The organism is Agrobacterium sp. S7/73, from assembly GCF_019355535.1.
Classification (GTDB): Bacteria; Pseudomonadota; Alphaproteobacteria; order Rhizobiales; family Rhizobiaceae; genus Agrobacterium; species Agrobacterium tumefaciens.
The window spans coordinates 82980-102740 of the sequence record NZ_CP072136.1 but is presented as its reverse complement, the minus strand read 5'-3'; the positions used below and the strand labels follow the sequence as shown (position 1 = coordinate 102740).

The following is a 19761-nucleotide window of genomic DNA, read 5'->3' as shown; positions in this document are numbered from 1 at the left end:
TTAATAGTGAAACCGGCTGGACAAGAAAAATCCCCGGTCTTGGCCGGGGATCTTTCGTCATGCGCTTGCAAATGAATGGTCAGTGGTTGTGCCGGGGCATCTTCTCGGCAATCCGGCGGAAATCCGCGGCCCCTTCCAGAACCGCACCGTCCGAAAGCTGGGTCACCGATTGACGATAGATGCGCTGCCAGGGCGTGGCATCCGCAGGAACCGCAGGAATGCCATCGGCCTTGCGGGCAGCAAGCTCTGCATCCGGTACCAACGCGTCGCACTTGCCCTGATTGAAGTCGATGCGGATCACGTCACCCGTGCGAAGCCATGCCAGCCCTCCACCGGCGGCACTTTCTGGCGAGGCATTGAGGATCGACGGGCTATCCGCGGTTCCCGATTGCCGGCCGTCGCCGATTGTCGGCAGGCTGGTGATGCCTTTTTTCAACAGCGCGTCCGGCGGCTGCATGTTGACGACCTCAGCCGAACCCGGCCAGCCGAGCGGTCCGGCCCCGCGAATGACGAGAATAGTGCGCTCATCGATATCGAGAGAAGGATCGTTGATACGGGCGTGATAGTCTTCCGAACCATCGAAAACCACACATTTGCCCTCGAAAATCCCCTCACGACCCGGCTCGCTCAGATAACGCTGCCGAAATTCCGCCGAAATCACGCTCGTCTTCATGATGGCGAAATCGAACAGATTGCCCTTGAGGACAAGGAAACCGGCCCGTTCCTTGAGCGGCTTATCGTAAGGCAGTATCACATCGCGGTCGGTCGATTCCCGCCCGTCCAGATTTTCCGCCACGGTCTTGCCGGTCACGGTCGGACAGCTCCCGTCAAGCTTGCCTGCCTTCAGAAGCTCCCACATGATGGCGGGCGTACCGCCGGCACGGTGATATTTCTCGCCCAGCCATTTTCCGGCGGGCTGGACATTGGCGATGAGCGGAATGTCATAACCGTGAACCTGCCAATCTTCCTCGCGAAGTTCGACGCCCGCATGTTTCGCCATCGCCGCCAGATGCGGCTGGGCATTTGTCGAACCGCCGATCGCCGAATTGACGCGGATCGCGTTCAAAAACGCCTCGCGCGTCATGATATCCGAAGGCTTGATATTCTCGACGACCAGTTCGACGGCGCGGCGGCCGGTGCGATAGGCCATCTGGCCGCGTTCGCGGTAAGCGGCCGGGATTGCGCCGCAGCCGGTCAGCGACATGCCGAGCGCTTCGGCAATGGCATTCATGGTAGAGGCCGTGCCCATGGTGTTGCAGTGACCGACCGAAGGAGCGGATTCGAGCGCCGCCTGCAGGAATTCCTCGCGGGTGATTTCGCCGGCGCCGTATTTGCGGCGCATGCGCCAGATGACCGTGCCGGAACCAACCAGATCGCCGTCATGATATCCGTCGAGCATCGGCCCGCCGGATAAGACGATAGCCGGAATATCAACCGTGCTTGCCGCCATCAGCGCCGAAGGCGTGGTCTTGTCGCAGCCCGTGGTCAACACGACGCCATCGAGCGGATAACCGTAAAGCACTTCCACCAGGCTGAGATAGGCAAGATTGCGGTCAAGTGCCGCTGTCGGTCGCTTGCAGTTTTCGAACATCGGATGGGTCGGAAACTCGATGGGGATACCGCCCGCATCACGGATACCATCGCGCACCCGCTTGACCAGCTCGACATGGACGCGGTTGCAGGGCGTCAGGTCGCTGCCGCTCTGCGCGATGCCGATGACCGGCTTGCCGGAACGCAGCTCTTCCGGCGTCACGCCATAATTCATGAAGCGCTCCAGATAGAGCGCCGTCATGTCGAGATGGTCAGGGTTGTCGAACCAGTCCTGGGATCGCAGCCGCCGCACGGGTGTCTTGTCGTCGCTCATGAGACCGCCTCAGCCCTGTTCCCGGTTGTTGAGTTTTTCGAGGTAAAGCAGGATACCGCTATGGTCGATATCGGCTCCACCATCGCTGACGAAATCATCGAACTCCCGCGTTACCTGCTGGGTCAAAGGCAACGTCAGGGACAAATCCTTCGCCGTCGCCAGCACCCCGTTCAGATCCTTGAGCTGGAACTTGGAGGGTCCGCCTGGCGCGAAATCGCGCTTCACCATGCGTTCGCCGTGCAATTCCAATATCCGGCTTTCGGCAAAACCGCCACGTATGGCGTTACGGAACCCTTCGCGGGATGCCCCGCCCGCTTCCACAAGCATCATCGCCTCGGCAACCGCGCCGATGGTGATGGCGACGATCTGCTGGTTTGCGAGTTTGCAAAGCTGGCCCGCACCGGAGGGGCCGACATAGGTGAGCCTGCCCATCGGCGCGAAGAAATCCGAAAGACCAGAGATCAGCGCCTCATCGCCACCGGCCATGATCGCGAGCGTACCCGCCGTTGCGCCCGGCACACCGCCGGAGACCGGCGCATCGACATGATGAATGCCCATTGCCCGTAGCCGGGAGGAGTGTTCGCGCGCAATAGGCGGCGCAATAGAGCTGCTGTCGATGACAACAGCGCCTTTTTCCAGCGCTTCGGCCACACCCGCCTCGAACAGCACCTCGCCCACGGCTTTGCCATCGCTCAGCATGGTGATGACGATATCGGCACCCCTGGCGGCTTCGGCCGGCGATGCCGCGAGAACCGCGCCATCGGCAACCAGCGCCTCAGCCTTTTCGACGCTGCGGTTCCACACCGCAACCGAAAAGCCCGCGCCCAGCAGACGCCGGGCCATCGGCCCGCCCATCAGGCCTGTGCCGATAAAGGCAACCGACCGCTTTTTCTCCTCCCCGCCGACACTCATTTCAGTGAACCTCCCAGTTCGTCCTCGATATGAACCTGAATGATCTCTTCGAAGGAGCTTTCAGCCGTAAAGCCAAGTTCACGGGCGCGCTTTGCTTCGAAACCGGGCGCCCAGCCTTCGCACATGCGCATGATCATCTCATTCGGCTCGCGGCGAATGAGGGCAACGGCCTTTTCGCCCGCAACCTTGCGCAGTGCTTCAATCTGTTCGCCAACGGTGGCGCTGAGGCCGGGCATGGACAGGTTGCGGCGCGGACCGACCTTTTCCACGTCGATCGTCGCACCATGAAGAAGGAAACCAACAGCGGAACGCGGCGAAGCGTGCCAATGGCGAATGCTTTCCGGCACCGGCAGAACCGCTTCCTGACCAACCAGCGGCTCGCGCAGGATGTTGGAGAAGAAGCCGGAAGCGGCCGCATTCGGCTTGCCGGGGCGAATGCAGATCGTCGGCAGGCGAATGCCGATACCGTCGAAGAAACCGCGACGGCTATAGTCGGAGAGCAGCAGCTCGCAGATCGCTTTCTGCGTGCCGTAGCTGGTCAGCGGCGTGGTGTGGAACTCATCCGGAATCGGATAGGGGAGCGGCGCACCGAATACGGCGATCGACGAGGTGAAGACCACGCGCGGCTTGTAACCGTCCTTGCCGTTGGCAATGCGGATGGCGTCGAAGAGATAACGCGTGCCATCGAGATTGATACGGTAGCCCTTGTCGAAATCAAGTTCGGCTTCACCGGATACGATGGCAGCAAGATGAAAGATCACATCGGGGCGGGCTTCGACCAGCTTTTCGGCTTCGCCCGGCGCGGACAGATCGGCTGCGCGCGCATCAACCGCACCGGAGAAGCCGGCGGGCGCTTCAGGCTGAAACACGTCGATAAGCGTGAATCTGTCAATCGACTTGCCGCCAAGCGATCCATCCTTGACGAGACGCTGCGTCAGCTTACGGCCAACCATGCCTGCAGCACCGATGATTGCAATATGCATATCTTCCTCCTCTTTGGCCCGGTCATTCTCCCGAGACCGAAAAAACATCATCGGCTCGTGAACCGATAAATTAGCTTGTAAGGTTGTCTGATAACCTTATATGGTTTGATTGAAAATAGTATTTTTTCACAAACCGGCAAAAGCAAGGGCGAAAGACCTTTGCCCGGATATTTTAGGGCGGATTGGACGGAGAGGGTGGAATGACGATCGTGAGCGAACACGATATCGAGGAATTGCGGTTCTCGCTGAAGAACAGGCTGGGCGAGGCATTGCTGCTGACATCGCAGGAAGACATGCTGCGCTATTGCCGCGACTGGCATGGCGACGTCACCAGTTCGGCGGTAGCCGTCATCCGCCCCCGTTCAACCAAGGAAGTCTCCGATACGGTTCGCGCCTGCGCCGAACTCGGTCTCGCCATCATCCCTCAGGGCGGCAATACCGGGCTGGTGCTCGGCGGCATTCCCGATGAGCCAAAGCGTCAGGTCGTGCTGAGCCTCGAGCGCATGAACGCCATCCGCACCATAGACAGCGACGATTTTTCGGCTGTCGTTGAAGCCGGCTGCATTCTGTCGGAATTCAAGGATGCGGTTCAGGACAAGGGAATGTTCTTTCCGCTGTCGCTCGGCGCGCAGGGCAGCTGCCGCATCGGCGGCAACGTCTCCACCAATGCTGGCGGCATCAACGTTCTGCGTTACGGCATGACCCGCGAACTGGTGCTGGGTCTCGAAGTGGTATTGCCTGATGGCACCATCTGGAATGGCCTGTCGACGCTGCGTAAGGACAATCGTGGCATTGACCTGAAGCAGCTTTTCATCGGCGCGGAAGGAACACTCGGCATCATCACGGCCGTGTCCGTAAAGCTCTACCCCAATCCAGAACATGTCGAGACGGCACTGCTCGGCCTCAATTCGCTGGATGACGCCATCAAGCTTTATCGCCGCGCCCGCCGCGAATGCTGCGACCTGATGTCCGCCTTCGAATTCATGCCGCCCGTCGCCTTCACGCTCGCAATCGAAGCAATCCCTGACCTTAAAATGCCGATCGCCGGAGATTATCCGGCCTATGTGCTGATGGAAATTTCCGGCTCGGGGCTAGTAGACACTGCCGACCTGATGGGACGGTTCCTCGAGGGCGTCATGGAAGACGGTCTGGTGCTGGACGGCGTCATCGCCTCCTCGCGAGCACAGGCGCAATCGCTGTGGCTTTTCCGCGAGGGCATGAACGAGGGTCAGGCGCTGCGCGGCAGCCATATGCGCACCGATATTTCCGTGCCGCTGTCAAAACTTGCGGCGTTCGTGGCCGAAGCAGAGGCTGAACTGGCGGAAAAACTGCCGGAATGCCTGGCGGTTTCCTATGGCCATGTCGGAGACGGCAACGTCCATCTCAACGTGCTGCCGCCAAACGGAGCAACGCCGCAGGAGCGCGAAACCTTCATCTACAAATCGAAAACCCTCGTCAACGAAGTCCTTGACCGTTACGTCGGCAGCATCAGCGCCGAGCACGGCATCGGCCGCCTGAAACGCTCTGATTTCGAAAGCCGGCTATCTGATGTGCAGCGCCGGATGATCACGGGTTTGAAAAATGCCTTTGACCCCGATTTGCGGATGAATCCCGGTTGCCAGATAACCCTGCAACCGGATAGCTAATCGAGAAACAGCAAAGGCGGCGGAATACGCCGCCTCTGAAAACCCCGCTGACGGCGAAGGAGGAAGTCGCCTGCTGCGGGAAAAAACGGACCAATCGTTTCTGTGGAACGGGAGCAATCATGACGCTGGAGTTCAGTCAGATACATCGCAACGATCATCTGCCGGGCCGGATCGCCGCGGAGATCGCCCGCGAAATCAATGATTCGAAACTCGGGCCGGGCGACAGGCTGCCGACGGAACATGTTCTGGCGAAAACCTTCGGCGTCAGCCGCTCGGTCATTCGTGAAGCGATCGCGCAATTGCGCAACGAAGGTTTTGTCGAAACACGGCAAGGCGTGGGCGCTTTCGTCACCGATCCCCGGCAGAGACTGTCCATTCGCATCGAGCGGTCCCGTCTGAACGATCCGGAAAATTTCCGCGATCTCTTCCAGCTTCGCATGCCGATGGAAATCGAGGCGGCGGGTCTGGCAGCACTCCACCGCAACCCGCAGCAGCTGGCGCGGCTGGCGGCGGCACTGGAAAAGATGCGAACGACCGACGACTGGTCGACGGAGGGCGTTGCGGCCGATCTCGACTTTCACCGTATTCTAGCGGAAGCGACGCAGAACGAATATTTCCTGATGTTTCTCGGCTTTATCGCAGAACGCATCAGCTCGGCTATCAACATCGCCTTCTCCCGTGCTATTTTCGGGGAAATCCTCGAGGTGACGATCGCCGAACACGTGGCAATCTTCGAAGCCGTCGAACGCGCCGATGCGACTGCGGCCAAGGATGCGATGCGCAAACATCTGCTCGGGGCAGCAAGCCGGGTCAATCTGGAACTGGATATCTTCTGAGCCGCAAACAGAAGCTTAAACGGCAAAGCTATAGGACAGGTTTCGCTGCTTTCCGGCAATCCAGAGGCGAAAGACGATAATTTTGTCTGCGGTGCCGCTAGACTCGCTGTAAAAGTCATACTAAGAAGAATGAGATTAGGTTGTCAGACATCCAGACAATATGACCGCAGGAGGCGGCTGTCGGAGGGCTGAAGGGGAGGATATATATGACCGGCTCAAGGTCCATCGACGCTACCGCTATTTTGCCTGAAGACTTTGAAAACGCCCTGCTCGTCGGCCGCGTATGGTCGAAAAGCGAAGGCGGCCCCTGCCCCGTTCTGCTCAAAGGCGGCGTGCTTTACGACCTCACCTCTCTTTCGCCGACCATGTCTGAACTTCTGGAAAAGACGGATCTGGTGGAGCTGCTTGCAGACACCGGCACATTCGTAGCGCTTGGCGCGCTCGAGGCCTTTCTGGATGGCTCCGCTGGTGAACTTCTCGCCCCCAACGATATTCAGGCCGTCAAGGCTGCAGGCGTGACCTTCGCCGACAGTATGCTGGAACGCGTGATCGAGGAGCAGGCCAAGGGCGATCCACTTCGCGCGCAGGAAATACGCGGACGGCTGGCGCCGGTTCTCGGCGACAATCTCAAGGGACTTGAGGCCGGGTCGGAAAAAGCAGCCGAAGTGAAGAAACTGCTGCAGGAAATGGGCCTGTGGTCGCAATATCTGGAAGTTGGCATCGGTCCGGATGCGGAGATATTCTCCAAGGCGCAGGCCATGGCCTCCGTCGGCTGCGGCGCGCTGATCGGCGTTCACCCGAAGTCGCAGTGGAACAACCCGGAGCCGGAAGTGGTGCTGGCCATTGCCTCCGACGGCCGTATCGTTGGCGCGACGCTCGGCAACGACGTCAACCTGCGTGACTTCGAGGGCCGCTCCGCCCTCCTGCTCAGCAAGGCAAAAGACAACAACGCATCCTGCGCAATCGGTCCCTTCATCCGCCTGTTTGATGGACGCTTTACCATCGAAGACGTGAAGAAGGCGCAGATATCGCTTCTGGTCGAAGGCGAGGACGGCTTCACCATGACCGGTGCAAGCGCAATGCAGGCGATCAGCCGCACGCCGGAAAACCTCGCTTCCCAGCTCTTGAACCGCAACCATCAGTATCCTGACGGCGCCGTCTTTTTCCTTGGTACGATGTTCGCGCCGGTAAAGGACCGCCATGGCCCGGGTCTCGGCTTCACCCACTCCAAGGGCGACCGTGTCGAAATCTCCACGCCCAAGCTCGGCAAGCTGATCAACTGGGTCACGACGACAGACGAATGCCCGGAATGGACATTCGGCACCGCGGCCCTCATGCGCAACCTGGCGAAACGCGGGCTGCTCTAGGCAATCCAGCAAAACTGCATCGCGGTTTTGCGCCCAGAATTGCGAAAACCCATAGGTGGAGCATTGAGGGCGATCCTTCGTCGAAAATGCTCCAGATATTTCTTCGGGAGGGGAAAATGCAAAAGACCATCAATCTCTTTTACCGGATTCTCGAAATCATTCTCGTCTTGCTGCTCGCCAGCATGTCGATCATGGTCTTCGTCAACGTTGTCATGCGTTACACGATGAATTCCGGCATCAATATCTCGGAAGAATTGTCGCGATACTTCTTCGTATGGCTGACCTTCATCGGCGCCGTACTGACCTTCCGTGAAAACAGCCATATGGGCATCGAAACTCTCGTGATGTTCCTGTCGCGCCGCGCCCGTGTCGTCTGCATGGTCTTGTCGAACATCATTATTCTGGGCTGTTCCGCCATCTTCTTCTGGGGAACATGGAAGCAGTCCGCCATCAACGCCAGCATGCATGCGCCTGTCACCAAGCTGTCGATGATCTGGGTCTACGGCATCGGCATGTTCACCGGCGGCCTGATGTTCATCATCGCTCTGGAACGCCTCTACCGTTATGTGACGGGCCGCGTGACAGAGGATGAAATCGCCCAGTTCGCCGGCGAGAACCTCACGATCGAACAGCTTTCGGAGCGCTGATACCATGACACTTTTCGTTTTTGTCGGCTCTCTTCTCGGAGCCATGGCGATTGGCGTTCCCGTCGCTTTCTCGCTGATGTTCTGTGGTGTCGTGCTCATGTGGTACATGGGCATGTTCAACACCGCGATCATCGCCCAGAACATGATCTCGGGCGCGGACACCTTCACGCTGCTCGCCATTCCCTTCTTCATTCTGGCTGGCGAACTGATGAACTCCGGTGGTCTTTCCCGCCGCATCATCGACTTTGCGATTGCGCTTGTGGGCCATATCAGGGGCGGTCTCGGCATCGTGGCGATTGTCGCGGCCATCATCATGGCCAGCATCTCCGGTTCGGCCGCTGCCGACACCGCAGCCCTTGCCGCAATCCTCATCCCGATGATGGCGAAAGCCGGTTACAACATTCCGCGCTCCGGCGGCCTCATCGCTGCAGGCGGCATCATTGCCCCGGTCATTCCGCCTTCCATGGCCTTCATCGTCTTCGGCGTCGCCGCCAACGTTTCGATCACCCAGCTTTTCCTTGCAGGTATCGTACCCGGCATTCTGATGGGCATTTCGCTGATAATCGCCTGGCTGATCGTGGTCCGAAAGGATAACATCAAGCCGCTGCCCAAGACCTCGGGCAAGGAACGTCTGGTTGCCACGGTCCGCGCCGGCTGGGCGCTTGGCATGCCGGTCATCATTCTGGGCGGCATCAAGGCAGGCATCATGACGCCGACGGAAGCCGCCGTTGTCGCTGCCGGCTACGCTCTTTTTGTCGGCATGGTGATCTACCGCGAACTGAAGCCGGCGGATCTGTTCCACGTTCTTCTGCGCGCTGCCAAGAGCACCTCGATCATCATGTTCCTTGTCTGCGCAGCCCTCGTCTCCGCATGGCTCATCACGGCTGCGAACATTCCAAACGAGGTCGCCGGTTATATCGAACCGCTGATCGATCGTCCGATGCTTCTGATGGTTGCCATGATGGTGCTGGTCTTCATCGTAGGAACCGCGCTCGACCTTACACCGACCATCCTGATCCTGACGCCCGTTCTGATGCCCATCGTCAAGCAGGCAGGCATCGACCCGGTCTATTTCGGCGTCCTCTTCATCATCAACAATGCCATCGGCCTGATTACCCCGCCGGTCGGTGTCGTGCTGAACGTCGTCTCAGGCGTCGGACGCATCCCGCTCGGCAAGGTCACGATCGGTGTCTGGCCTTTCCTCGTTGCAGAAACCATCGTTCTGGCGTTGCTCGTGATTTTCCCGGACATCGTGATGGTTCCGCTGCAGTACCTTCGTTAATCGCCACTTCTCAACCAAAATCCAAGGGAGGATATTATGAGAAAGCTTCTTCTGACCACCACGGCCATCGCTTTCGCGGTGGGCGCCGCAGCCCCGGCAATGGCTGAATTCAACAGCCGCAACATCCGCGTTTCGAACGGCATCAACCAGGACCACCCGGTCGGCAACGGCATCAAGGCCATGCAGGCCTGCCTCGACGACAAGTCGGGCGGCAAGCTGAAGCTGACGGCATTCTGGGGCGGCGCTCTCGGCGGTGACCTTCAGGCGACGCAGGCCCTGCGCTCCGGCGTTCAGGAAGCGGTTGTTACGTCCTCGTCACCGCTCGTCGGCCTGATCCCGTCGCTCGGCGTCTTCGACCTGCCGTTCCTGTTTTCCAATGCCAAGGAAGCCGATGCCGTGATGGACGGCGCCTTCGGCGACATGATGAACAAGAAGCTGGAAGAACAGGGCCTCGTAAACCTGGCCTACTGGGAAAACGGTTTCCGCAACCTCTCGAACTCCAAGCACGCCGTGAACAAGTGGGAAGACTTTTCCGGCCTGAAGGTTCGCGTGATGCAGAACAACATCTTCCTCGACACCTTCCAGAACCTCGGCGCCAATGCAACGCCGATGGCTTTCGGTGAAGTGTTCTCGGCACTTGAAACCAACGCGATCGACGCACAGGAAAACCCCTATGTGACGATCGACACCTCCAAGTTCTACGAGGTGCAGAAGTACATCACCGAGACGAACCACGCCTACACGCCGTTCCTCTTCCTCTTCTCCAAGCCGATCTTCGACAGCTACACGCCCGAAGAACAGACGGCCCTGCGCGAATGCGCAGTCGTCGGCCGTGACGAAGAGCGCAAGGTCATCCGCGAACTGAACCAGAAGTCGCTGGAAAAGATCAAGGCTGCAGGACTTGAAGTGAACTCGCTGTCTGCGGAAGAGCAGGCACGTATCCGCGAAAAGTCGATGGTCGTCTACGAAAAGCACAAGGCTGAAATCGGTGCCGACGTCGTTGACGCCGTTCTGGCGGACCTGAAGAAGATCCGCGGCCAGTAATCCTGTCTGGATAAAATTAAAACACCCGGAGGTCAGCCTCCGGGTGTTTTTGTTTATGCCAATACAGAAAAGAAAAAGGCTGCCAAAGCAGCCTCTTCCAGAAAATCAGGACGCCGTGCGGTTTTGCCGGTTGGCGATGAGATCTTCGACCACCGCGGGATCGGCAAGCGTCGATGTATCCCCAAGGGCGCCGAAATCATCCTCGGCGATCTTGCGCAGAATACGCCGCATGATCTTACCCGAACGGGTCTTCGGCAGGCCTGGCGCGAACTGGATCTTGTCTGGCGTCGCAACCGGCCCGATCTCGTTGCGGACGTGCTTTACCAGCTCCTCGCGCAGCGCATAGTCGCCGCTCTGGCCTGCCATCAACGTGACATAACAATAAATGCCCTGCCCCTTGATGGCATGCGGGTAACCCACGACCGCCGCTTCCGAAACCTGATGATGCGAAACAAGTGCCGACTCGACTTCGGCGGTGCCGAGGCGGTGGCCGGAGACGTTAAGCACGTCATCGACGCGGCCAGTGATCCAGTAATAACCGTCCTCATCGCGCCGGCAGCCGTCACCGGTGAAGTACTTGCCCTTATAGGTCGAGAAGTAGGTGTCGACGAAGCGCTGGTGATCCCCGTAAACGGACCGCGACTGGCCCGGCCAGCTGTCGATGATGCAGAGATTGCCGTCGGCCGGCCCCTCCAGCACGTTGCCTTCGGCATCGACCAGCTGCGGCTGCACGCCGAAGAACGGCCTTGTCGCCGAACCCGGCTTCAGGTCCGTCGCACCCGGCAGCGGCGAGATGAGAATGCCGCCCGTTTCCGTCTGCCACCAGGTATCGACGATGGGGCTCTTATCCTCGCCGACCACATGGTAATACCACTCCCACGCTTCGGGATTGATCGGCTCGCCCACCGTGCCGAGAAGCCGCAGGCTTTCGCGCGACGAACGCGTGACGAACTGGTCGCCCGCCCCCATCAGGGATCGGAGCGCCGTCGGTGCGGTGTAGAAGATGTTGACCTTGTGCTTGTCGATGACTTCCCAGAACCGTCCCTGATCCGGGAAGTTGGGAACGCCTTCGAACATCAGCGTCGTCGCACAGTTCGCCAGCGGCCCGTAGACGATGTAGGAATGGCCGGTGACCCAGCCGACATCGGCGGTACACCAGAAGACCTCCCCGTCCTTGTAGTCGAAGACGTATTCATGCGTCATCGACGTATAGACGAGATAGCCGCCCGTGGTGTGCAGCACGCCCTTCGGCTTGCCTGTGGAGCCTGACGTGTAGAGGATGAACAGCGGATCTTCCGCCCTCATCTTCACCGGCGGGCAATCCGGTTTCACCGTGGCGATCTCCTGATGGTACCAGATGTCGCGGCCGGGCGCCCAGCCGGTCTTGCCGCCGGTGCGGCGCACGACCAGAACCTTGTTGACGATGACATATTGCTTGGCAGCAATATCGATCGCCTTGTCGGTATTTTCCTTGAGCGGGATCGGCTTGCCGCCACGCACGCCTTCATCGCAGGTGATGACGAAGGTGGACTGGCAATCGACGATGCGGCCGGCCAGGGCTTCCGGCGAGAAGCCGCCGAACACGACCGAATGAATGGCGCCGATGCGGGCGCAGGCGAGCATGGCATAGGCCGCCTCGGGTATCATCGGCATATAGATGGTGACCCGGTCGCCCTTCTTGACACCATGCTTCTTCAGCACGTTCGCCAGGCGGCAGACATAGTCATAGAGCTGATTGTAGGTGATCTTCTTGTCGATATAGGGATTATCACCTTCCCAGATGATCGCCGTGCGTTCGCCATGCGTCTTGAGGTGCCGGTCGATACAGTTGTAGGAGACGTTCGTCAGGCCGTCCTCGAACCACTTGATCGGCACTCTTCCCTTGAAGGACGTGTTCTTGACCTTGGTATAGGGCTTGAACCAGTCGATCCGCCGGCCGTGCTTGTCCCAGAACTTCTCGGGATCCTCGACGCTCTCCTGATACCATTTCTGGTAACGCTCATTGTCGATGAGCGTGCGGGCTTTCGCCGATTTGAGCACGGGGTAGATTTTGGCAGACATGAACTCCTCCTGGAACCAGATATGGCTTGATATGCGCGACCTTGAGACTCCCACCTCAGGCATGTGTTGAATTCATAGCAGTTCAAATGCACACGGCAATTAGACAAAGGCATTTGTTTCGCAAAGAATTGCAATTATGATGCAATCCGGTTATAGAGCGCTAATATCCCGGAAATCAGTGGTTGATACCACGCCCGCGACCCCGGCGCGGACGGACAGAAGGACTGTATCTATGGCTCAACAATTGCTCATGCCAAAAGCTACGGCTGTATGGCTGGTAGACAACACCGCGCTGTCGTTCGATCAGATCGCCACGTTCTGCAAACTGCATCCGCTCGAAGTCAAGGCAATCGCCGACGGTGAAGCGGCGCAGGGCATCAAGGGCCTCGACCCGATCGCGACCGGACAGCTTTCCCGAGACGAGATCGCCCGCGCTGAAGGCAACCCGAACCACAAGCTCAAGCTTTCCGAGCCAAAGGTTCGTGTGCCGGAATCCAAGCGCCGTGGCCCGCGCTACACGCCGGTTTCCAAGCGTCAGGATCGTCCGAACGCCATTCTCTGGCTGGTCCGCAATCATCCTGAGCTGAAGGACGCGCAGATTTCGCGTCTTGTTGGCACCACCAAATCCACCATCGAGCAGATCCGCGACCGCACCCACTGGAACTCGGCAAACCTCACCCCGATGGACCCGGTAACGCTTGGTCTCTGCAGCCAGATCGATCTCGATCTTGAAGTTGAACGCGCATCGCGCGGCCGCCCGCTGCCGACAGCAGAAGAGCTTGGCAACACGCTGCAGCCGGCAACGGCGACTGAAGGTCTGGATTACAACTTCCAGCGCGACGAAGAAGAAAAGCAGATCGACGCGGACGCCGTCTTCAAGAAGCTCAGTTCGTTGAAATCGGCTCCGAAGGACGAAGACGAGGACGATCACTACTGATCGAAAGTCTTTCCGTTTATGAAAACCCGGCCGTCGTGCCGGGTTTTTTGTTTTCAGAGCTTCAGGGCACTTCCAGTAAACCGGCTATGCGCTTTTACCGGAAATGCTCTAGCGGGCACCGAAGATTGCCGAGCCGACACGCACGCTGGTGGCGCCGAATTCTATCGCTGTCTCGAAGTCCCCCGACATGCCCATGGAAAGCTTCTCGAGGCCGCATTGTCTGGCAAGCTTCGCCAGAAGCGCAAAATGCGGACCGGGATTTTCATCCGCAGGCGGAATGCACATCAGGCCCTCTACCGACAATTTCAGCTCGTCCCGGCAAAAAGCCACGAAGGCGACGGTCTCGCGTGGATCGATGCCAGCCTTCTGTGGCTCCAGCCCGGTATTGACCTGCACATAAAAACGAAGGCTGCGGCCCTGTTTGACGCATTCCTCGGAAAGCGCACGGGCGATCTTTTCCCGATCAACGCTCTGTACGACGTCGAACAGCGCAACGGCATTCGCCGCCTTGTTGGATTGCAGCGGCCCGATCAGGTGCAGCTCTATACCCGATGTCTTTTCTTTAAGCGCAGGCCACTTGCCCTGCGCTTCCTGTACGCGGTTCTCGCCGAACACGCGCTGGCCGCTGTCGATGACCGGCTGGATCTCTTGCGCATCGAACGTCTTCGAGACGGCGACGAGAGAAACATCCGTCGCCTTGCGGCCGGACTTTTCCGCTGTCTCCGCTATGCGTTGCCTGACATCCTCAAGACGTGCTTCGATTTCCATCACAGGACCTCTATTTGAAACATTCTGAACGCTAACTAGACGCCGATTGCCTTGATGCCAAGCGGGTTTAGCACCATTTGAGGCACGCTGGCCAAGATTGAACGCCCGGAGGCCCCGCCAAACTTGACGCCCCGGTCGTTTCATGGTGAAGGTCAGCGCAAATTTTTCCCCTCGATACCCGGAATTCTAAACAATGGCCATCGAACGTTACAATCCTCGCGACGCCGAGCCGCGCTGGCAGCAGAAATGGAACGAAGACAAGGTTTTCGTGACCGACAACAGCGATCCGCGCGAGAAGTATTACGTTCTAGAGATGTTTCCCTACCCGTCGGGACGCATTCACATGGGCCACGTCCGCAACTACGCGATGGGCGATGTCGTTGCGCGCTACAAGCGCGCGCGCGGCTTCAACGTTCTGCACCCCATGGGCTGGGACGCCTTCGGCATGCCTGCCGAAAACGCGGCTATGCAGAACAAGGTTCACCCGAAGGACTGGACCTATCAGAACATCGCCACCATGCGTGGCCAGCTGAAATCCATGGGCCTGTCGCTGGACTGGACCCGCGAATTTGCGACCTGCGATGTGGAATATTACCACCGCCAGCAGGCGCTGTTCGTCGATTTCATGGAAAAGGGTCTGGTCTACCGCAAGCAGTCCAAGGTCAACTGGGATCCGGTCGACCATACCGTTCTGGCCAATGAGCAGGTCATCGACGGCCGCGGCTGGCGTTCCGGCGCGCTGGTCGAACAGCGCGAATTGACGCAGTGGTTCTTCCGAATCACCGATTTCAGCCAGGATCTGCTGGACGAGCTGGACACGCTGGATCAGTGGCCGGAAAAAGTACGCCTGATGCAGAAGAACTGGATCGGCCGCTCCGAAGGCCTGTCGCTGCGCTGGCAGACCGTTGCTGGCACAGTGCCGGAAGGCTTTGCCGATATCACCGTTTATACAACGCGTCCCGACACCCTGTTCGGCGCATCCTTCCTGGCAATCGCCGCCGACCATCCGCTGGCAAGAGAGCTGTCGGAGAAGAACCCTGATATTGCCGAGTTCTGCGACGAGTGCCGCCGCCATGGCACGTCTCTCGCAGCGCTGGAAACAGCGGAAAAGAAGGGTATCGATACCGGCGTCAAGGTCGTGCATCCGCTGGACCCGACGTGGGAACTGCCGGTCTATGTCGCCAACTTCGTGCTGATGGACTACGGCACCGGCGCGATATTCGGCTGCCCTTCGGGTGACCAGCGCGATCTGGATTTCGCCCGTAAATACGATTTGCCGGTGGTGGCCGTCGTTGCACCGGAAGGCCCCGACGCTGCCAGCTTCACCATTCAAGACGTCGCCTTCACCGATGATGGCGTGATGATCAACTCCGGCTTCCTGAACGGCATGAACACGACTGACGCCTTTGAGGCGGTCGTGCAGAAGCTCTCTGCCCAGACGCTGGGCAACACGCCGCAGGCCGAGCGCAAGGTCAATTTCCGCCTGCGCGACTGGGGCATTTCCCGCCAGCGTTACTGGGGTTGCCCGATACCCGTCATCCATTGCGAAGTCTGCGGCGTAGTTCCGGTTCCGAAGAAGGACCTGCCGGTCAAGCTGCCCGACGACGTGACCTTCGACGTGCCCGGCAACCCACTGGATCGCCACCCCACATGGCGTCACGTTGCCTGCCCGCAATGCGGCCATGACGCACGCCGTGAAACCGACACGATGGACACATTCGTCGATTCCAGCTGGTACTACACGCGCTTCACCGCGCCTTGGGAAGATGAGCCGACGGATCCGAAGGCCGCAAACCACTGGCTGCCGGTGGACCAGTATATCGGCGGCATCGAGCATGCTATTCTGCACTTGCTCTATTCGCGCTTCTTCACCCGCGCCATGCGCGAGACCGGCCATGTCGGCGTCAAGGAGCCCTTCAAGGGCCTGTTCACGCAGGGCATGGTTGTGCACGAGACCTATAGCCACGGTGAAGGCCTGACCCGTGAATGGGTAGCGCCCGCCGACCTGCGCATCGAAGAGACTGACGGTGCCCGCCGGGCATTCCTCTTGTCCTCCGGTGCGGAAGTGAAGATCGGCTCGATCGAGAAGATGTCGAAGTCGAAGAAGAACGTGGTCGACCCGGATGACATCATCGCATCCTACGGTGCGGATACCGCTCGCTTCTTCGTCCTGTCGGATTCCCCGCCCGACCGCGACGTCATCTGGTCCGAAGCCGGTGTGGAAGGCTCAAACCGCTTCGTACAGCGCGTCTGGCGCATCATCGGCGAAGTCGCGACCGAACTGAAGAGCGTCACGCCGAAGCCCGCGAGCGAGGGCGAGGGCCTGGCGGTATCCAAGGCGGCCCACAAGACGCTGAAGGCCGTTCAGGAGGATCTGGACAAGCTTGCCTTCAACAAGGCGATCGCCCGCATCTACGAACTGGTCAACGCGCTCGCAGCTCCACTGGCGGATGTCGCGGCTGGTGGCAAGCCTGATGACGTCAAAGCGGCGGCGCGTGATGCCGTCGAAATCCTCATTCGCATCATTGCCCCCATGACGCCGCATCTGGCCGAAGAATGCTGGTCGGCGCTGGGCAACGAGGGTCTCGTCGCCCAGACGCCGTGGCCAACTTTTGTACCCTCGCTGGTCGAGGAAAACGATGTGGTCATGCCCGTTCAGGTCAACGGCAAGAAGCGCGGCGAATTGACAATCGCGCGCGATGCGGATCAAGATGCGGTCCGAGCGACTGCCCTTGCGCTGGATGCCGTCAAATCCATTCTTGCCGGTGGCGAGCCCAAAAAAGTCATCGTGGTTCCGCAGAGGATTGTGAACATTGTTGTCTGACGTTTTTTCGAGATGGAGCCGCGTTGCGGCAGCAGTTTCCGTCGTGATGATGGCCGGTCTTCTGGCAGGCTGCCAGGTCCGCCCGCTTTACGGCGAGGCTTCCGGAACCAAGGAGAGACTGGCGGCTGTCAGCATCTCGAATGCCGGCGACCGGATAACGCAGGAAGTGCGCAATCAGCTGATCTTCCTGGTGTCCGGCGGTGCGGGTGAACCGGCTACGGCTCAGTACAACGTCAAGTTATCCGTAAGCTCGAGCGCCACGTCCACGGAAGTCGAGAACTACGATCTGACGACCCGTACCAACAGCAATTATAACGGCCCTTACCCAGGCCGTGTTGTGATGAACGGTAATTACGTCCTGACGCGTATTTCCGACGGCCAGATCCTGCGCTCCGCGCGGCGTAGCGTAACGGCGCAGGTGGATCTGCCACAGCAGGAATTCGCCAAGATCAGGGCGATCCGCGACGCAGAAAATCGTGCGGCCCGGGAACTGGCTGAAATCATCCGTACCGATATCGCTGCCACCCTTGGCCGCTGAGAGCGGCGGCCGTGGCAGAGATAAAATCGCATGAATTTGAGCGCTTCGCCGAAAATCCGGCGGAGCGCTTTCGCGTTTTCGTGCTCTACGGCCCGGATCGCGGCCTCGTGTCGGAGCGGGCCAACCTCATCGCCAAAAAGACCGGCATTGACCCGGATGACGCCTTTGCATCGTTGAAGCTGAGCGCATCCGACCTGCAGGGCGATCCCGGCCGCCTTCTCGACGAAGTGAACGCCATCGGCCTTTTCGGTGGCGAAAAACTCGTCTGGATCAAAAGTGCCTCGGCTGAAAAGGCTCTGGTGGATGCTCTCCAGATTCTGGCTGAGACGCCGCCCGAAGCCAGCTTCCTCATCATCGAGGCCGGCGACATTAAAAAAGGCACGGGCCTGCGCAAGATCGCAGAACCCGCTCGCTCTATCGCAGCAATCCCGTGTTATGCGGATGACGCCCGTTCGTTGAATGCATTGATCGATCAGGAACTGTCTGCCGACAATCTGCGCATTGCCCCGGCCGCACGGCAGAGGCTGATCGAGCAGTTGGGCGGCGACCGGATTGCCTCGCGCAACGAAATCCGCAAGCTTGCGCTCTATTGCCGTGGCGCAGAGGTGATCGAAGAAGATGATGTGCTGGCAATCATCGGCGATGCCAGCACGGTTTCGGCTGACGACGCCGTCGATGCCATCCTGAAGGGCGACAGAAACGCCTTTTTCCACGCGACCCAGAAGATCGTCTCGTCGAAGACGCCGATCTTTCTCGTGCTTCAGGGATGCCTCAAGCAATTTCAGTTGCTGGATCAGATGCGTGCCGAAATGGATGAGAAAAAGCAGCAGGCCGGGCAGGTCATGCAAACGCTTGGACGCCACATCCATTTTCGCAGGAAACCGGTGATCGAGAGAGCGTTGCGAACCTGGCAGCCAGCGGCGATCGCCCGTGAGATGAACCGCCTGCAAGCGGCCATATTGCAAAGCCGCCAGCGCCAAAGCCTGGAAGACAGCGTGGCGCTTTTGACCCTGCTATCGACCACATTGCAATCAGGCCGCGGCGGATAACTCGCTGAAGGTCGGCAAAAAGCCCTCACGCTGACGCTGCGAGGGCTTTTAAAATCATGATACCAAGGACACCAGTCGTTGAGAACTCAGTCGCCCTTACCCGGCTCGGCAGAGAAATAAAGCTCGAGCTTGCCTGTCACGCCATCCATTTCCTTGGCTTCCGGCAAGGGGTCGCGCTTGATGGTGATATTCGGCCAGATCGCCGCATATTCCGTATTCAGCTTCAGCCACTTGTCGAGACCCGGCTCAGTGTCGGGCTTGATCGCTTCGGCAGGACATTCCGGTTCGCACACACCACAATCGATGCATTCGTCAGGATTGATAGCGAGGAAATTTTCACCCTCGTAAAAGCAGTCGACAGGGCAGACTTCAACGCAATCGGTGTATTTGCAGCGGATGCAATTGTCGGTCACGACATATGTCATGATGAACTCCAGAATATGCAGGCCGGGTCTGTGGGCTTCGGAACACAAGCCGTCGCCCGGAATTCAGACAGGGCAATTTTGCAAGTGAGGTAATGCCTTTGCCTTCAGATAGCAAGGATAAACAATTCTGAAAAACCGCTAAGACTTGAAGGTTTATTCTATTCTTTGTTTCCGTCGCTGTCCGACAGGAACCTGTCGAGCGCCCTGCGCTCTTTTTTGGTGGGGCGACCGCTTCCCGGCTGACGTATCGCCTGCTCCAGCGGGCTCAGCCTGTCGGAAGGCTCGCGCGGCGGCGTCAGATCGTCGTAGAGAAGTTTGGCCTCTTCATAGGGCCCGCGCCGCTCGCCCCCGGATTTGACGACAAGCACCTTGTCCATGCGCTCGAAACCGATATCGAGCCTGTCACCGGCCTTTACCAGATGGCTGGGCTGGCGAATGGAGACACCGTTGATCTTGACCTTGCCCGACTGAATGTAGCTCTGGGCAAGTGAACGGGATTTGGCCATGCGGGCAAAGAACAGCCACTTGTCCAGACGCTGACGCGTGCTTTCGAGTGGCTGTTCGTTGCTCCCCATAGC

Annotated in this window: 17 protein-coding genes; 10 read left to right on the top strand and 7 right to left on the bottom strand. The window is 59.1% G+C overall.

Features of this window, described 5'->3' with window-relative positions; genetic code table 11:
- Positions 1-79 precede the first annotated feature (79 nt).
- From J5276_RS00465 to denD, 3 genes are read right to left on the bottom strand one after another with little or no spacing between them, the layout of a single operon-like run.
- Positions 80-1864, bottom strand: coding sequence for an IlvD/Edd family dehydratase (locus tag J5276_RS00465; protein ID WP_003516539.1), 1785 nt, complete (start codon positions 1862-1864; stop codon positions 80-82).
- 9 nt (positions 1865-1873) lie between these two features.
- Positions 1874-2776 (bottom strand): NAD(P)-dependent oxidoreductase, encoded by a 903-nt coding sequence (locus J5276_RS00460; protein WP_065688697.1) that lies wholly within the window; start codon positions 2774-2776, stop codon positions 1874-1876.
- On the bottom strand, positions 2773-3759 hold the full coding sequence (gene denD / locus J5276_RS00455; RefSeq protein ID WP_003516536.1) for a D-erythronate dehydrogenase: 987 nt from the start codon (positions 3757-3759) through the stop codon (positions 2773-2775). Before denD ends, J5276_RS00460 begins: the two co-directional genes overlap by 4 nt.
- A 200-nt stretch (positions 3760-3959) precedes the next feature.
- Between denD and J5276_RS00450 the strand changes: the two genes are divergently transcribed.
- The 6 genes from J5276_RS00450 (at position 3960) to J5276_RS00425 (ending at position 10581) form a co-directional block, all read left to right on the top strand.
- Complete coding sequence (locus tag J5276_RS00450) at positions 3960-5405, top strand: FAD-binding oxidoreductase (protein WP_038492498.1); 1446 nt, start codon at positions 3960-3962, stop codon at positions 5403-5405.
- A gap of 119 nt (positions 5406-5524) precedes the next feature.
- Positions 5525-6241, top strand: coding sequence for a FadR/GntR family transcriptional regulator (locus tag J5276_RS00445; protein ID WP_003516533.1), 717 nt, complete (start codon positions 5525-5527; stop codon positions 6239-6241).
- A 206-nt stretch (positions 6242-6447) separates the two neighbouring features.
- Positions 6448-7608 carry a fumarylacetoacetate hydrolase family protein gene (locus tag J5276_RS00440; RefSeq protein ID WP_025594629.1) on the top strand — a complete coding sequence of 387 codons (1161 nt, stop codon included), beginning with the start codon at positions 6448-6450 and terminating at the stop codon, positions 7606-7608.
- Positions 7609-7724: 116 nt separating this feature from the next.
- Positions 7725-8255, top strand: coding sequence for a TRAP transporter small permease (locus J5276_RS00435; protein WP_112153915.1), 531 nt, complete (start codon positions 7725-7727; stop codon positions 8253-8255).
- 4 nt (positions 8256-8259) lie between these two features.
- On the top strand, positions 8260-9537 hold the full coding sequence (locus J5276_RS00430; RefSeq protein ID WP_003516526.1) for a TRAP transporter large permease: 1278 nt from the start codon (positions 8260-8262) through the stop codon (positions 9535-9537).
- Between the two features lie 36 nt (positions 9538-9573).
- A complete protein-coding gene (locus J5276_RS00425) occupies positions 9574-10581 on the top strand; it encodes a TRAP transporter substrate-binding protein (RefSeq protein WP_003516523.1) in 1008 nt (335 codons plus the stop codon).
- Positions 10582-10686: 105 nt separating this feature from the next.
- Here J5276_RS00425 and acs read toward each other — a convergent pair whose 3' ends face one another.
- On the bottom strand, positions 10687-12642 hold the full coding sequence (gene acs, locus J5276_RS00420) for an acetate--CoA ligase (protein WP_003516521.1): 1956 nt from the start codon (positions 12640-12642) through the stop codon (positions 10687-10689).
- 232 nt (positions 12643-12874) lie between these two features.
- Between acs and J5276_RS00415 the strand changes: the two genes are divergently transcribed.
- Positions 12875-13579: a DUF1013 domain-containing protein gene (locus tag J5276_RS00415; RefSeq protein ID WP_003516519.1), complete on the top strand. Its 705-nt coding sequence runs from the start codon at positions 12875-12877 to the stop codon at positions 13577-13579.
- A 108-nt stretch (positions 13580-13687) separates the two neighbouring features.
- Here J5276_RS00415 and J5276_RS00410 read toward each other — a convergent pair whose 3' ends face one another.
- Complete coding sequence (locus J5276_RS00410; protein WP_112153916.1) at positions 13688-14347, bottom strand: YggS family pyridoxal phosphate-dependent enzyme; 660 nt, start codon at positions 14345-14347, stop codon at positions 13688-13690.
- 193 nt (positions 14348-14540) lie between these two features.
- Between J5276_RS00410 and leuS the strand changes: the two genes are divergently transcribed.
- From leuS to holA, 3 genes are read left to right on the top strand one after another with little or no spacing between them, the layout of a single operon-like run.
- Complete coding sequence (gene leuS, locus J5276_RS00405; protein WP_112153917.1) at positions 14541-17171, top strand: leucine--tRNA ligase; 2631 nt, start codon at positions 14541-14543, stop codon at positions 17169-17171.
- Between the two features lie 46 nt (positions 17172-17217).
- Positions 17218-17709 (top strand): LPS assembly lipoprotein LptE, encoded by a 492-nt coding sequence (lptE, locus tag J5276_RS00400; RefSeq protein WP_003516512.1) that lies wholly within the window; start codon positions 17218-17220, stop codon positions 17707-17709.
- A gap of 11 nt (positions 17710-17720) precedes the next feature.
- Positions 17721-18758 (top strand): DNA polymerase III subunit delta, encoded by a 1038-nt coding sequence (gene holA, locus J5276_RS00395; protein WP_003516510.1) that lies wholly within the window; start codon positions 17721-17723, stop codon positions 18756-18758.
- A gap of 86 nt (positions 18759-18844) precedes the next feature.
- Here holA and fdxA read toward each other — a convergent pair whose 3' ends face one another.
- Positions 18845-19183: a ferredoxin FdxA gene (gene fdxA, locus J5276_RS00390; RefSeq protein ID WP_003516508.1), complete on the bottom strand. Its 339-nt coding sequence runs from the start codon at positions 19181-19183 to the stop codon at positions 18845-18847.
- A gap of 158 nt (positions 19184-19341) precedes the next feature.
- Positions 19342-19758, bottom strand: a complete 417-nt coding sequence (locus J5276_RS00385; protein ID WP_111782548.1) for an RNA-binding S4 domain-containing protein — start codon at positions 19756-19758, stop codon at positions 19342-19344.
- Positions 19759-19761: the final 3 nt, after the last annotated feature.